Below are 15708 nucleotides of genomic sequence, written 5' to 3' on the forward strand. Positions count from 1 at the left end.
TTAGATTGATTTACTCTGCTACTTTTGCAGTCGTAAAACAAAAGTAATTTAAAATTAATCTAAATAAAATGAAAAAAGTATTTTTCGGTTTATTAGCAGGAGTATCATTATTTGCGTCAGCGCAAACAGCTCCAAAAGATAGTATACCAACTAACCCACAAAATCAGCAAAATGCTGCACAGCGTATTTTATCTTCAAACCTTAACCAACAAGGTTTAACTGTTGGGGGTTATGCAGAAGCACACTATAACAGAGCTACTGGAGAAAACGCTAAATTAGATGTTCACAGATTAGTAATGCTTTTTGGTTATAAATTCAACGAGCGTACACAATTTGTTACAGAAATTGAATTTGAACATGTAAAAGAAGTATATGTAGAACAAGCTTTCTTACAGTATACAGTAGCTGACAATGTAAACTTAAGAGCAGGTTTAATGTTAGTGCCAATGGGTATTGTAAACGAATACCACGAACCTACAACTTTTAACGGAGTAGAAAGACCAAGTATGGATAAATCAATCATTCCATCTACTTGGAGAGAATTAGGTTTAGGAGTTTCTGGTAAATGGGATGCTGCATCGTTACGTTATCAAGCGTATATGTTTAACGGATTTAACTCAGGAACTTATGACGGAGGTGCCGCAGACGTAGCTGATAGATTTACTGCTAAGTTAGGAGGTAAAGACGGTTTACGTGGTGGACGTCAAAAAGGAGCAGAGTCTATGATGAACAATATCAATTTCTCGGGTAAATTAGATTACTACGGATTACCAGGTTTACGTTTAGGGTTATCTGGTTACTTCGGAAGAACACAATCAGACAATGCTATCGAAGACATGGAAGGTGCTGATGTAGGAATTGCTATGGTTGGTTTAGATGCTCGTTATGCATATAGAGGATTTACAGCTCGTGGTCAATTTATTCACGCTAGTATTTCTGATGTAAAAGAGTATAATGAGTTATATTCTTCTAACTTAGGTAGTGCTTTACAAGGTTGGTATTTAGAAGCAGCGTATAACGTATTACCACAAGCTAACAAGCAACAATTATTTGCATTTGCTCGTTATGAAGATTATGATACTCATGCTTCTGTAGCTGAAGGAACAGTTAAAAACTTAGCTTATGACCGTAATGAATGGACCTTTGGTTTAACCTATAAAGTAGCTCCTGGTGCTGCATTTAAAGCAGATTATCAATTCAAAAACAATGCGGTAGAAGGAAGTACAACAACTAAACAATTAAACTTAGGTTTCGGAGTTTGGTTCTAGTATAAAAAATAAGTTTGTAAAACTAAAAATCGAATCAAGTTTTTATAATTTGGTTCGATTTTTGTTTTTTTATTTAGACTAATTCTAATATTTTTGCAACATGAAGAAACAATTATTTTTTTCTTGCTTAATTTTTCTACTATCTTTTAGTATGTTATCGTTTGTAATACCTAAAAACATACAAAAAAAAGTAACTAAAGAAATTAATAAAACCTTTGAAGTAGAAGGTTTCAATTTGGTTGAAGTGTTAATTTCAGAAGAAGTTAATAAATCACTTGTAAGAAAAATAGAAAAAGATAAGCTTTTTAAAATTATTGCAAATAATGAGTTGTTAGGGTATGCTTTTGTTGATAAAGCTCCTAGCAAAACAGATGAATTTGATTATTTAATTTTGCTTGATAAAGATTTAATAGTTGCTAAAACCAAAGTGTTAATCTACCGTGAAGATTATGGAGGAGAAATAGGTAGTAAACGTTGGTTAAAGCAGTTTATAGGTAAAACATCTTCAGATAAGTTGCAATATGAAAAAGATATAATGGCAATCTCAGGAGCGACCATCTCAGCTTCTTCAATGACAATAGCGGTAAATACTTTTTTACAAAATTTAGCCATTCTTCACCAAAACAAAGTGTTATAAATGCAAATTCACGGAGTTATTCATCAGTTTCCTAAAGAATTAAAATTATTAATTTTAGTTTTTGTTTCAGTTTTAAGTATTGGTTTCTTTGGTGGAATATCATTTGTAAATGATACAACAAGTTCCAATCCAAGAGGAATAGAAGAGCGTTATTTAGGAAATGAAAATGATGAAGAAGCTACCAAAATGATGTTTAAAAAATCATCAGGTGAAATTAAAACATTAGTTCACAATCATATTTTATCACTATCGGTAATTTTCTTTTTAGTAGCACTTATTTTAGCAACCACAAGCGTGCATATGAAGCTTAAGTTATTTTTAATGATTGAACCTTTTATATCTGTAATTTGTACGTTTGGTGGTATTTATTTCATGTGGTTAGGCATCACTTGGATGAAATATATTGTGATGCTTTCTGGAATATTAATGACAGTAACTTATATAGTTTCTGTATTTTTTATTCTAAAATCAATATTAACTCCTCAAAAAAGCTAACGTAAATTTAACTGTAAAAGTTAGTTTATTTATAGTATATTTGCATGCAATTAATTAACAACACACTAAATTGATTGCACATGCAAGCTCATTCATCTAAATTTGTAGGAGAAGGATTAACATACGACGATGTATTATTAGTTCCAGCTTACTCAGAAGTACTTCCAAGAGAAGTTTCAATCCAAACAAAATTCACAAAAAATATAACGATTAATGTACCTATTGTATCTGCTGCTATGGATACAGTAACCGAATCATCTATGGCAATTGCTATTGCTCGTGAAGGAGGTATCGGTGTTTTGCATAAAAACATGACAATTGAGCAACAAGCTCTTGAGGTTCGTAAAGTAAAACGTGCAGAAAGCGGTATGATTATAGATCCGGTAACTTTATCGTTAGATGCAATTGTGTTGGATGCAAAACAAGCAATGCGTGAGCATAAAATTGGTGGAATTCCTATTGTTGATGCAGGAGGGAAGTTAGTTGGTATAGTTACCAATCGTGATTTACGTTTCGAGAAAAACAACGAGCGTCCGATTGTAGAAGTAATGACTTCAGAAAACTTAATAACTGCAGCAGAAGGTACTTCATTACAAGATGCCGAAGTAATTTTACAAGAAAATAAAATTGAAAAATTACCAGTTGTTAATGACGACGATAAATTAGTAGGATTAATCACTTTTAGAGATATTACCAAGCTTACACAAAAGCCTATAGCTAATAAAGATGCTTACGGACGTTTACGTGTGGCTGCTGCATTAGGTGTTACAGGAGACGCAGTTGATAGAGCAGAAGCTTTAGTGAAAGCAGGTGTTGATGCAGTGATTATCGATACAGCTCATGGACATACAAGAGGAGTAGTTGCTGTTTTAAAAGAAGTTAAAAAGAAGTTTCCTCAGTTAGATGTTGTGGTTGGTAATATTGCGACACCTGAAGCTGCTAAATATTTAGTTGAAGCAGGAGCCGATGCGGTAAAAGTAGGAATAGGACCTGGTTCTATTTGTACAACTCGTGTGGTTGCTGGTGTTGGGTTCCCACAATTTTCTGCTGTGTTAGAAGTGGCTGCTGCTATTAAAGGGACAGGTGTTCCAGTAATTGCAGACGGTGGAATTCGTTATACTGGTGATATTCCTAAAGCTATTGCAGCAGGAGCTGATTGTGTGATGTTAGGTTCGTTATTAGCAGGAACTAAAGAATCACCAGGAGAAACAATTATTTACGAAGGAAGAAAATTCAAGTCATACCGCGGAATGGGATCAGTTGAAGCGATGAAACAAGGATCTAAAGATCGTTATTTCCAAGATTTAGAAGATGATATCAAGAAATTAGTTCCAGAAGGAATTGTAGGACGTGTACCTTACAAAGGAGAGTTAGTTGAAAGTATTCATCAGTTTGTAGGTGGGTTACGTGCAGGAATGGGATACTGTGGTGCAAAAGATATTGAAACCTTAAAAGAAACGGGTAAGTTTGTTCGTATTACTGCAAGTGGAATTAACGAAAGCCATCCGCATGACGTTGCAATTACTAAAGAAGCACCAAATTATAGTAGAAGATAGGTTTTTGTATATAGTGTTTCAAAAACAATCTCAATAAAATTATCAACTCTGTTAATAACTATATTAACAGAGTTTTTTGTTTTTTAGCGGTAAATGTTATTTTAGCAAGCACTTCAAATTCACACGATTTTTTATGACGCAAGAAACACAATATACCGAAGACAATATACGCTCGCTCGATTGGAAAGAACATATCCGTATGCGACCTGGTATGTATATTGGTAAACTAGGTGATGGATCTTCTCCTGATGATGGAATTTACATTTTAGTTAAAGAGGTTTTAGATAACTCTATTGACGAATTTGTAATGGGAGGTGGTAAAACCATTGAGGTTTCTGTACAAGGAAATAAAGTTATTGTGCGCGATTATGGTCGTGGTATTCCGTTAGGAAAAGTAGTCGACGTAGTTTCTAAAATGAACACGGGAGGTAAATACGACTCTAAAGCCTTTAAAAAATCGGTTGGATTAAACGGAGTTGGTACCAAAGCAGTAAATGCTTTATCCACCTATTTTAGGGTAGAATCTACACGTGATGGTAAATCGGCTTCAGCTGAATTTGAAAAAGGAAACTTAACCAACCAAGAAATACTTGATGAAACATCGAGAAGAAGAGGAACTAAGGTTACCTTTATTGCTGATGAAACCATCTTTAAAAATTATAAGTACCGACCAGAATACATTAGTAAATTATTAAAAAACTATGTGTACCTAAATCCTGGGTTAACCATCGTTTTTAATGGTGAAAAGTTTTATTCTGAAAATGGATTAAAAGATTTATTGGAAGACAACAACAATCTAGATGATATGTTGTATCCAATAATTCATTTACGAGGTGATGATATTGAAATTGCGATGACACACAGCAAAACGCAGTATTCAGAAGAATATCATTCGTTTGTAAACGGTCAAAATACCACACAAGGAGGTACACATTTAAATGCTTTTAGAGAAGCAGTTGTAAAAACGGTAAGAGAGTTTTACGGGAAGAATTTTGATGCTTCAGATGTTCGTAAATCGATAATTGCTGCGATTTCTATCAAAGTGATGGAACCTGTTTTTGAAAGTCAAACTAAAACCAAATTAGGTTCTACCGATATGGGAGGTGATTTACCAACCGTTCGTACCTATATAAACGACTTTGTAAAAACACAATTAGATAACTTTTTACATAAAAATACAGAGATTGCTGATAAACTTCAAAAGAAGATAATTCAAGCAGAAAAAGAACGAAAAGAGTTATCAGGTATTCGAAAATTAGCTCGTGAACGTGCTAAAAAGGCAAGTTTGCACAATAAAAAGCTGCGTGATTGTCGTATTCATTTTGGAGATACTAAAAAAGATGGATATTTAGATACCACACTTTTCATTACTGAGGGAGATTCGGCTAGTGGGTCGATTACTAAATCGCGTAACGTAAACACCCAAGCGGTATTTAGTTTAAAAGGGAAACCGTTAAATTCGTACGGATTGTCTAAAAAAATCGTGTATGAAAACGAGGAATTTAACCTGTTGCAAGCAGCGTTAAATATAGAAGACGGATTAGAAGACTTACGCTACAATAACATTGTAATTGCAACCGATGCCGATGTAGATGGTATGCATATTCGCTTGTTATTAATCACGTTCTTTTTACAGTTTTTTCCAGAGGTAATTAAAGAAGGGCATTTATACATTTTAGAAACTCCGTTGTTTAGGGTTCGAAATAAAAAAGAAACCTTTTATTGTTATTCAGAAGAAGAAAAGCAAATTGCTATTAATAAGTTAAAAGGAAAGCCAGAGATAACTCGATTTAAAGGATTGGGTGAGATTTCTCCTAACGAATTTGTTCATTTTATTGGTGATGATATTCGCTTAGACCCAGTGATGTTAGATAAAGAAATGTCAATAGAGCAAATGCTAGAATTCTATATGGGTAAAAACACTCCTGATAGGCAGAAGTTTATCATTAATAACCTAAAAGTAGAACAAGATTTAGTTGAAGAAGAAGTATAAAACAAAATATATGAAAAAGTTTTTTTTACTGTTAATTGTGTTATTGTCAATAAATTCTTTTGGTCAGTTCTCACTAATTGATACTTTAAGTATTAGTAAAGAGTTGAGAGATAAGGTTTATAATTTTACAATAAATAATGCTGAAGTATGTAATAACGGTAAATATCAAAGATTAGATGCAGATACAGCAGAAGAGCAAATGTTAAAATGGTATTCTTTATCTTCTTTGAGTAAAAACTGTAATTGGTATAATGAGAGATTTGGAAGAATCGAAAAGATTAAATTAGAGCAAATTTTAAAGTCTAAAAACAAAAATTTAATTTTTAGATACAAGGTTTTTAGAGTAAAAGCTGATACTCCTCAAGAATTGAGAACATTTTATAGTTTTAGAGATAAATACTATGGTTTTAAAGGAAAAGTTTACTGGCAAGAAGAATATGATAGGAATAATAAAATGCCTACTCTATTTATTCAAAGTTTAGATAAAGTTTCAATAAATCGCCAAAAAGAATTGGAGGGCTTTGCTTTTAACTCATACTATAAATGTGAAAGAAATCTATTGCCTGAAATTACTGAAAGTAATACAGAATATCGTTCATTTAGAAAAGATTGGGTTTCAGAAATGTTTTTAGAGTGTGACTCTATTAAGAAAAAAAATGGAGAGATTAAATCATTAAAACTAGTGCAATATTTATCTGATGATGTATATAGTAAAGTTTATCGATTTAGAGTGAAATTCGAAAAATTATCTAAACCATCAGAAATTAGAATTTATGCAAATATTAAGGATAAATATAGAGGGATATTTGTTGTAGATAGATGGTATTCTAATTATTTAGAATTTAGAGAAGCAATAGCAAAATCAGAAATAGACTTAAACAATCAATCAAATTAACTCTTAAACGATTAAACAGTAATCAATGAGTGAAGAAAAAAACGAACACGACGAAGAATTAACAAACGAGAATAACCAAGAGGCAACCGAAACCATAACCAAGGTTACGGGAATGTACAAAGAATGGTTTTTAGATTATGCTTCGTATGTAATTTTAGAACGTGCAGTACCCTCGATTGAAGACGGATTTAAACCTGTGCAACGTCGTATTATGCATTCGATGAAAGACTTAGACGATGGTCGTTACAATAAAGTAGCGAATATTGTTGGTCATACCATGCAGTATCACCCACACGGAGATGCATCTATTGCGGATGCTATGGTGCAAATGGGACAAAAAGAATTACTGATTGATATGCAAGGTAACTGGGGTAATATCTTAACGGGCGATCGTGCAGCAGCCTCACGTTATATCGAAGCACGTTTGTCTAAGTTCGCGTTAGATGTTGTTTTCAACCCTAAAACTACCGAATGGCAAGCATCGTATGATGGTCGTAAAAAGGAGCCTGTAAATTTACCAGTAAAATTTCCGTTGTTACTAGCACAAGGGGCAGAAGGAATTGCAGTTGGTTTGTCAACTAAAATTTTACCTCACAACTTTAATGAGTTGATAGATGCTTCCATCAAATATTTAAAAGGAAGAAGTTTTACCATAGTTCCCGATTTTTTAACAGGAGGTATTGTAGATGTAACCGATTATAAAGACGGAAAAAGAGGCGGAAAAATTAGAGTGCGAGCTAAAATTTCTGCACTAGATAAAAAGACGTTGGTTATTAATGAAATCCCTTTCGGAACTACCACTTCTTCGTTAATCGATAGTATTTTAAAAGCCAACGATAAAGGTAAAATCAAGATTAAACGTATTGAAGATAATACCGCTGCTGAGGTAGAAATCTTGGTGCATTTGCCGCCTAATGTGTCGCCCGATAAAACGATTGACGCACTGTATGCGTTTACCAATTGTGAAAATTCAATTTCGCCTTTATGTTGTATCATTGAAGACAACAAACCTATTTTTATTGGAGTAACCGAGATTCTTAAAAAATCGACTGATTTTACGGTTGAATTACTCAAACGTGAATTAGAAATTCAGTTACATGAATTGGAAGAACAATGGCATTTTGCATCGTTAGAACGTATATTTATTGAAAACAGAATTTATCGCGATATTGAAGAGGTTGAAACTTGGGAAGGTGTAATTGAAGCGATTGATAAAGGTTTACAACCACATATTAAACATTTAAAACGTGAAGTAACTGAAGAAGATATAGTACGCTTAACAGAAATTCGAATCAAGAAGATTTCTAAGTTCGATATTGATAAGGCAAAACAATTTATAGAAAGTTTAGAAGATAAAATTACCGAGGAAAAACATCATTTAGCGAATCTTATCGAGTTTGCAATTGACTACTTTAAAGAATTAAAAGCAAAATACGGTAAAGGAAAAGAACGCAAAACCGAAATCCGAATTTTTGATGATATCGTAGCTACCAAAGTAGTCATGCGTAATTCAAAACTCTATGTAAACAGAGAAGAAGGATTTATAGGAACTTCCTTGAAAAAAGACGAGTATGTTACCGATTGTGCCGACATTGATGATGTAATTGTATTTAGAGATAACGGTTCTATGATTGTTACTAAGGTAGATTCTAAAACCTTCGTTGGTAAAGGAATTATGCATGTAGCAATTTTCAAAAAGAAAGACAAACGTACTGTTTATAACATGATTTATCGAGATGGAGCAAAAGGAGCGTCGTATATGAAACGCTTTAATGTAACATCGGTTACTCGTGATAAAGAATATCTATTAGGAAATGATGATCCGAAGTCGAAAGTATTGTATTTCTCAGCGAATCAGAATGGAGAAGCTGAGGTAGTCACTATTTTATTACGAGCTGTAGGAAGTATTAAAAAACTGAAATGGGATATTGATTTTGCCGATTTAGCGATTAAAGGTCGTAGTGTTCGCGGGAATCAAGTAACAAAATATACGATTAAAAAAGTTGAGTTTAAAGAAGCAGGAGTTTCTACTTTAAAGCCTCGTAAAATTTGGTTTGATGATGCTGTTCAACGTTTAAATGTTGATGGAAGAGGAGAGTTATTAGGAGAATTTAAAGCGGAAGATAAAATTTTAATTGCTACCCAATCAGGTAAAATTAAAGCGGTAACGCCAGATTTAGCAATGCATTTTGAAGACGACATGATTGTCTTAGAAAAATGGAAGTCAAATAAACCTATTTCAGCAATTTATTTTGATGGAAATAAAGAACGTTACTTTGTAAAACGTTTTTTAATTGAATCTCCCGATAAAGAAGAAATTTTTATCTCTGAACATGAAAAATCGAAATTAGAAATCATTGCTACCGATTATCGACCAATGGCTGAGGTTATATTTTCTAAACGTAGTTTAGAGAATATAGAAGTAAATTTTGAAGAGTTTATATCGGTTAAAGGAATTAAAGCCTTAGGAAATCAATTAACAACAGAAAAAATTAGAACAGTTAACCTGTTAGAATCACTTTCGTATGAAGAACCTGAAGAGGAAAAAGTAGAGGATATTGAAGTGAATGAAGAAGAAGAAATTGTTGAAGATGAAACTATTTTATTAGATGTTCCTGAAGTAAAAAAAGAATTTTCTGAAACAAAGGAAGATAAAGCTAAAAAAGCATTAGCTAATGCTATAAAGAAAAAGAAAGATGGCAACGACGAAAATCAAACTGCATTGTTTTAGTGGATAAAATTTTATCATATCGTTTTGATTTAGACTCTTTTTTTGGAGTGTTGGGTTACATATTGTTAGTGTCTTTAGTTGCTTGGGCGGTTTCAAGAATTGTAAGAGCAGTTATTTGGCAATTAATAAAACATAAAAAAGAAGATCGTTTTGGAAGAACTAGTATTCAGTTTTTTCGTAATTCGGTAACTTTTATCATTGCATTATTAAGTATTATTTACATTATAATGTCGGTACCAGCTTTTAGAAGTAAAGCAACCTTAATTTTTTCAGGAGCTGGTATTATTGCTGCAATTATTGGTTTTGCTGCGCAAGCGGCTTTATCTAATTTAATAGCTGGAGCATTTATTGTTATTTTTCGCCCGTTTCGTGTTGGTGATTACATAAAACTAGATGAGGCTAGAGTAGGAATTGTTGAAGATATTACTTTACGACATACCGTTATAAACAACTTCGAAAACAAACGATTAATTATTCCTAACTCGGTAATTAGTACAGATTCGGTGTTGAATCATACTATTGAAGATTCACATATTTTAAGTTTTAATAATTTTAAATTAGGAATTAAAGCAGATATTGATTTAGCTCGAAGAATAATTCAAGAAGAGGCAGTTAAATTACCAACAGTTATTGATTATCGAACTCCAGAACAAGTAATGGCTGATATTCATCAAGTTGAAGTTCGGGTTATTGATATTCATCCAGATCATATACACATGCGTGCTTATGTTTGGTTAAATGAACCTTTTCAAGAATTTAAAACTAAATGCGATTTAAAAGAGGCTGTTCACAAACGCTTTTTAGAAGAAGGAGTTGCTTTACCAATACCAATTCATAAGATTATGAATATTTCTAAATAAGTTGTCTTAGTAATTAGTTTTTAAAAAGAAAACCTAAACCTAAGCGACTTAAAAACTTCTTTTCAAAATTCCAGAAGAATTTAAATTGACCAAATAACCAACCTACTAAAGGTAACGTGGTTTGATAAATAGGAAAAATTAAAAGAATTCTATAAAGAACTCGTAACCAAGTAGAAGTGTTTTCAGGAGTTATGTTAAAATAGTCGAGTATAGGACCACCAATTTTAGCAGCAAAACTTCCGTTAATAGCAAATACACATAATACTGCAATTACATCCCAATTAGTTTTTAATCCCCAACGTTGTTTTAATTTTTCCATACAAAATAAAAATCTGCGGCAAAAGTAACTAAAAGATAAAGGGCAAACAAATGTTTGCCCTTTATAAGATTTTATGGGAAATGATAATTATTTTTTTCCGAAGATACCGCCTAGTAAACCACCTAATAACCCACCAGATTTTTGCTTACCAGCATTTCCTAAAACCATTCCAGCTACGTCATCAACAATACTTCCATCACCATCAGCATCTAAGATTTGTTCTAAAAAGCTTTGTTCTTTTTGAGTAGAGTTTCCACCAAGCAATCCGCCTAATAAACCTCCTAAATCACCAGAGCTGCTTACGTTGTTTTGACGAGATTGTTTACCTAAAACTCCCATTAAAATTGGTGCTGCAGTTTTTAAAATATCTGCAACTGCGCTTGAGTCCATTCCAGCTTTTTGCCCAATAACTTGTTCAACTCCTTGTTGTTTATTTCCTAAAACATGTCCTAAAATTTTACTCCCGTCTTGTAAAACATCTGAATTTACACCACCACTAAATAAACCTCCTAAGTTGTCTAAAATTCCACCATCGTGTTTGTTTAACGCACCCATTAATCCTTCTGCACCTTGAGGTGTTGAAGCATTACGTTGCATAGCTTTCATTAAAACAGGTAATGCCATGGTTAATACATTACTTGTTTTGTTAGTATCTTGTCCTGTTGAGCCTGCTACTCCTGATATAATAGTTTTGCCTAAGTCGCTGTTTAATAAGTCTAAAATTCCTGCCATTTTTTTTATTTATGAGATTAGTATTTAGTTTTCTAATTAATGAGACACAAGATACATAATTCAAGTCACATTTTTAAATAATTCTTGTTACCTTACAGCCTTTAAAAACTAAATAGATTACATGAAGAAACTTGCATTACACTGGCAGATATTAATTGGAATGATTTTAGGAATTTTATTCGGACTAGGAATGACCTTTGTTGAAGGAGGTTCTTCTTTTGTAAACGATTGGATAAAACCTTTAGGAACTATTTTTATTAAACTTTTAAAGTTAATTGCTGTACCATTGATTATAGCATCGTTAGTAAAAGGAATTTCTGATCTAAAAGATATTTCAAAATTTAAAAATATTGGATTACGTACAGTTTTAATTTATGTAGGTACTACAGTAATAGCTATTTCGATTGGTTTAATGTTGGTTAACATAGTACAACCTGGTAATGGAATATCTGAAGAAACAATCACAAAACTAACTGAAACTTATGCTAATAGTGGAGGAGTACAATCTAAAATAGCCGAAGCAAGTAAGCAAAAGGCAAGTGGTCCTTTACAGTTTTTAGTAGATATGGTGCCAGATAATGCTATACAAGCTATGAGTGATAACAAAGCAATGTTGCAAGTGATATTTTTTACTATTTTCTTAGGGATTTCAATGTTACTTGTTGGAGAGAAAAAAGCTAAACCATTAAAAAAGTTCTTTGATTCTTTAAATGAAGTGGTTCTTAAGATGGTAGATTTAATTATGTTAACTGCTCCTTATGCAGTGTTTGCTTTATTAGCAAGTGTGGTGGTTTCTTCAAATGACCCTGATTTATTATTAGCACTTCTGAAGTATGCCTTAACTGTTGTAGGTGGGCTATTGTTAATGGTTACTTTCTATATGATTTTAATAAGTGTATTTGCTAAGAAAAATCCATTATGGTTTTTAAAGCAAATAAGTCCAGCGCAATTATTAGCTTTCTCAACAAGTTCAAGTGCAGCTACACTGCCAGTAACTATGGAACGTGTTGAAGAACATGTTGGAGTTGATAAAGAAGTATCAAGTTTTGTGTTACCAGTAGGAGCAACTATTAATATGGATGGAACCAGTTTATATCAAGCTGTTGCTGCTGTATTTATTGCTCAGGCATTAAGTTTTGATTTAAGTTTTGGTGATCAGTTAACAATTATACTTACTGCTTTATTAGCATCAATAGGTTCTGCAGCAGTACCTGGTGCAGGTATGGTAATGTTAGTAATTGTATTAGAATCTGTTGGATTCCCTGCAGATAAATTTGCTATTGGTTTAGCGTTAATTTTTGCTGTAGATAGACCGTTAGATATGTGTAGAACCGTAATTAATGTTACTGGAGATGCAACCGTTTCTACATTAGTAGCAAAATCGGTAGGTAAATTAGGTAAACCACATGTGAAGAATTGGGACGATCATTACGATGAAGTAAAATAAGGCGTAAAATCAACCTAAAATAAAATAATTATAGAAGAAAGATAAAAAATCAAATTAAATGAATATTTGTTTTTTAATGTACTCATGGGAAGAAATTGACCCAGAGAAAGATTCAACATTAACATTAATACACGAGTGTGCAAAAAGAGGACACGGAGTTGCCATTTGTACACCTTCAAATTTAACAATACGTAATAGTGTAACTAATGCATTTTGTACGATTATTGACAGAATGGAGAAGGTGCCTACAAGTATTAAATCATATTATAAAAAAGCGAATACAAGAGAAGAAATGCTTCCTTTAGCGGGGTTTGACGCTATTTTTATGAGAGCAAATCCACCTTTAGATCCGTTAATGCTTAATTTTTTAGATTCTGTAAAAGATGATGTATTTGTTATAAACTCGGTTCAAGGAATGCGAGAAGCCAATAACAAGTTATATACCGCAGTTTTTGAAGATCCTAATAACGAGATAATTCCTGTAACACACGTTTCTAAAAACAAAGACTATTTAATTAATATTATTGAAGAATCTGAATCAGATAAAATGATTTTAAAACCATTAAATGGTTATGGAGGTTCTGGTGTAATTTTGATAGAAAAATCAGCAATGGGAAATATTAACTCGTTGTTAGATTTCTATATCAATAAAAGTGATGGTTCGTCAGATTATGTGATTTTACAAGATTATATTGAAGGAGCAGATAAAGGAGATGTGCGAATTTTATTATTAAACGGATTACCAATCGGAGCAATGCGCCGTATTCCAGGAGATAAAGATCATCGTTCTAATATTACAGCAGGAGGTAGGGTAGAAAAGCACAAATTGACTAAAGCAGAAAAATTACTTTGCGACAAAATTGGACCTAAATTAGTAAAGGATGGTTTGTATTTTGTTGGTATTGATGTGATTGGAGGTAAGTTGGTAGAAGTAAATGTAATGAGTCCAGGAGGAATTACCTACATAAACAAAGTTTCTAAAGTAAAATTACAAGAAAAAGTTATCGACTTTTTAGAAAGTAAAGTATTAGAAAAAAATGCAGCATTCAAAAGAATGACTGATTTAAAACGAAAAGTTGATGATGCTTAAAACAGAACATCCAGTTGTTTCGGTTGATTGGTTGCATAAGAATTTAAATGCAGAAAATCTAATCATATTAGATGCAACAATTCCTAAAGTTGGAGCAAATAAAGAAGTTAAAGAAGAAAAACAGCAAATAAAAAATGCTGTTTTCTTTGATTTAAAGCATGTTTTTTTAGATGTAAACGGAACCTATCCGAATACAATTCCTTCAAAAGAACATTTTGAAAAGGAAGTTCAAAGATTAGGAATCAATAGCGATAGCTGTATTGTTGTTTATGACGATTTAGGAGTGTATTCTTCACCCAGAGTTTGGTGGTTGTTTAAAGTTTTTGGGTTTACCAATATTGCAGTTTTAAACGGAGGTTTACCTACTTGGAAAGAAGCTGGATATAATACTAAAGCCCCAATAAATAAAGAAGTAAATAAAGGCGATTTTAAAGCAAGTTTTGAAGGCGGTTTAGTAAAGCTAACGGAGCAAGTTTTAGAAGCATCAAATAATAAAGAACTCATTTTAGATGCACGCTCAAAAGGACGATTTTTTGCTGCCGAACCAGAACCTAGAAAAGATTTAAGAGGTGGTCATATTCCGAATTCGAAGAGTTTGCCTCACGGAGAATTACAATCTGATAGAAAAATGAAATCTGTAGAAGAACTTCAACAATTGTTTTCTAAAGTAAATCCCAATAAAGAGCAAATGATTTTTTCTTGCGGATCAGGAATTACAGCTTGCGTTTTGGCCTTAGGAGCAGAAGTAGTAGGATACAAAAATTACAGTGTATACGATGGTTCATGGACAGAGTGGGCAAGTAGGTTAGAATTACCTATTGAAAAATAAAGATAGAAATGGAAAGACTTTCGATAGCAAAAATTGTACAAAAAATACAAAACGAAGAAATTTTTGAAGCTGTTTCAGACGATTATTCGTTTACCATAAAAATAGATGACTATGTTCCGTATGTATGTGGAGCGGTTCACGACGGACATCAATTTAGAAAGGAATTGTGGAAAAACTGTATTCATACAGAATATGAACGTTGGTACGAAGAAGATCCCGCAACCAAGGCAATGGTACAATCACATCCAATTGTTATTGCAGGAATGGATTCTCGTTTTGAATACGATTTAAACCGAACACCAGAAACAGCAATTTATACCGATGCTTGGGGTAAGCAGCTATGGCATCAGTCACTTTCAGAAGAAATGAAAGCTAAAAGTTTAGAGAAACACGCTAACTTTTATAAAGTTGTTCATGCATTAATTTCAAAAATTGAGGAGAAGTTTAGTACTTGTATCGTATATGATATGCATTCTTACAATTGGCAACGTTGGGACAGAGAAGTACCAACTTGGAATTTAGGGACAGCAAATGTTGATAACAATCGTTTTGGAAATGAAATAGAATCTTGGCGAAGTATTTTAGAAAAAATGCCTATGCCAAATGGCATAAAGTCAACTTCTAAAATCAACGATACATTTCAAGGAAATGGTTATTTTTTAAAGTTTATCACACAAAATTTTAACAATACGTTGGTGTTAGCTACCGAAATAGCAAAAGTATATTGTGATGAAATGGCACAAGTTATGTATCCTGAAGTTGTAATAGCTGTTGAAAATTATTTAAAAACAGAACTGAAATTACATGCAAATTCATTTTATGAAAAGCATAAATAGTAAATTTGTGGCGGCTTAAT

Annotated in this window: 14 protein-coding genes; 12 read left to right on the forward strand and 2 right to left on the reverse strand. The window is 32.7% G+C overall.

Translation table 11 applies throughout. The annotated features are described in order from the left end of the window. Positions 1-68: 68 nt before the first annotated feature. The 8 genes from ACKTST_RS05180 (at position 69) to ACKTST_RS05215 (ending at position 10435) form a co-directional block, all read left to right on the forward strand. Positions 69-1268 (forward strand): porin, encoded by a 1200-nt coding sequence (locus ACKTST_RS05180; protein WP_408046679.1) that lies wholly within the window; start codon positions 69-71, stop codon positions 1266-1268. Positions 1269-1368: 100 nt separating this feature from the next. Next, on the forward strand, positions 1369-1905 hold the full coding sequence (locus tag ACKTST_RS05185) for an FMN-binding protein (protein ID WP_408046680.1): 537 nt from the start codon (positions 1369-1371) through the stop codon (positions 1903-1905). Further along, positions 1906-2400: a hypothetical protein gene (locus ACKTST_RS05190; RefSeq protein ID WP_408046681.1), complete on the forward strand. Its 495-nt coding sequence runs from the start codon at positions 1906-1908 to the stop codon at positions 2398-2400. A gap of 80 nt (positions 2401-2480) precedes the next feature. Further along, complete coding sequence (gene guaB / locus ACKTST_RS05195; protein ID WP_408046682.1) at positions 2481-3956, forward strand: IMP dehydrogenase; 1476 nt, start codon at positions 2481-2483, stop codon at positions 3954-3956. A 133-nt stretch (positions 3957-4089) separates the two neighbouring features. Continuing rightward, a complete protein-coding gene (locus ACKTST_RS05200; protein WP_408046683.1) occupies positions 4090-5949 on the forward strand; it encodes a DNA topoisomerase IV subunit B in 1860 nt (619 codons plus the stop codon). A gap of 10 nt (positions 5950-5959) precedes the next feature. Next, the gene (locus ACKTST_RS05205) at positions 5960-6844 is read left to right on the forward strand and encodes a hypothetical protein (RefSeq protein WP_408046684.1); all 885 of its coding nucleotides are present in this window, start codon (positions 5960-5962) and stop codon (positions 6842-6844) included. 25 nt (positions 6845-6869) lie between these two features. Beyond that, positions 6870-9575 carry a DNA gyrase/topoisomerase IV subunit A gene (locus tag ACKTST_RS05210; RefSeq protein ID WP_408046685.1) on the forward strand — a complete coding sequence of 902 codons (2706 nt, stop codon included), beginning with the start codon at positions 6870-6872 and terminating at the stop codon, positions 9573-9575. Then, positions 9575-10435 carry a mechanosensitive ion channel family protein gene (locus ACKTST_RS05215; RefSeq protein WP_408046686.1) on the forward strand — a complete coding sequence of 287 codons (861 nt, stop codon included), beginning with the start codon at positions 9575-9577 and terminating at the stop codon, positions 10433-10435. The genes ACKTST_RS05210 and ACKTST_RS05215 overlap by 1 nt, the downstream gene beginning before the upstream one ends. Before the next feature lie 13 nt (positions 10436-10448). Here ACKTST_RS05215 and ACKTST_RS05220 read toward each other — a convergent pair whose 3' ends face one another. After that, on the reverse strand, positions 10449-10754 hold the full coding sequence (locus ACKTST_RS05220) for a DUF6787 family protein (protein WP_408046687.1): 306 nt from the start codon (positions 10752-10754) through the stop codon (positions 10449-10451). Positions 10755-10841: 87 nt separating this feature from the next. Next, positions 10842-11486 (reverse strand): DUF937 domain-containing protein, encoded by a 645-nt coding sequence (locus ACKTST_RS05225; protein ID WP_408046688.1) that lies wholly within the window; start codon positions 11484-11486, stop codon positions 10842-10844. A gap of 121 nt (positions 11487-11607) precedes the next feature. On the opposite strand from ACKTST_RS05225, the gene ACKTST_RS05230 reads away from it, so the two are divergent. The 4 genes from ACKTST_RS05230 to ACKTST_RS05245 are packed head-to-tail and all read left to right on the forward strand — an operon-like array spanning position 11608 to position 15688. Further along, complete coding sequence (locus ACKTST_RS05230) at positions 11608-12933, forward strand: dicarboxylate/amino acid:cation symporter (protein ID WP_408046689.1); 1326 nt, start codon at positions 11608-11610, stop codon at positions 12931-12933. A gap of 58 nt (positions 12934-12991) precedes the next feature. Next, positions 12992-14023, forward strand: a complete 1032-nt coding sequence (gene gshB / locus ACKTST_RS05235) for a glutathione synthase (protein ID WP_408046690.1) — start codon at positions 12992-12994, stop codon at positions 14021-14023. Beyond that, positions 14013-14852, forward strand: a complete 840-nt coding sequence (locus ACKTST_RS05240; protein ID WP_408046691.1) for a sulfurtransferase — start codon at positions 14013-14015, stop codon at positions 14850-14852. Before gshB ends, ACKTST_RS05240 begins: the two co-directional genes overlap by 11 nt. Before the next feature lie 8 nt (positions 14853-14860). Next, positions 14861-15688 carry an N-formylglutamate amidohydrolase gene (locus ACKTST_RS05245; RefSeq protein ID WP_408046692.1) on the forward strand — a complete coding sequence of 276 codons (828 nt, stop codon included), beginning with the start codon at positions 14861-14863 and terminating at the stop codon, positions 15686-15688. Positions 15689-15708 lie beyond the last annotated feature (20 nt).

Source organism: Tenacibaculum crassostreae, from assembly GCF_964512405.1.
In the GTDB taxonomy this organism is placed as follows: Bacteria; Bacteroidota; Bacteroidia; order Flavobacteriales; family Flavobacteriaceae; genus Polaribacter; species Polaribacter crassostreae.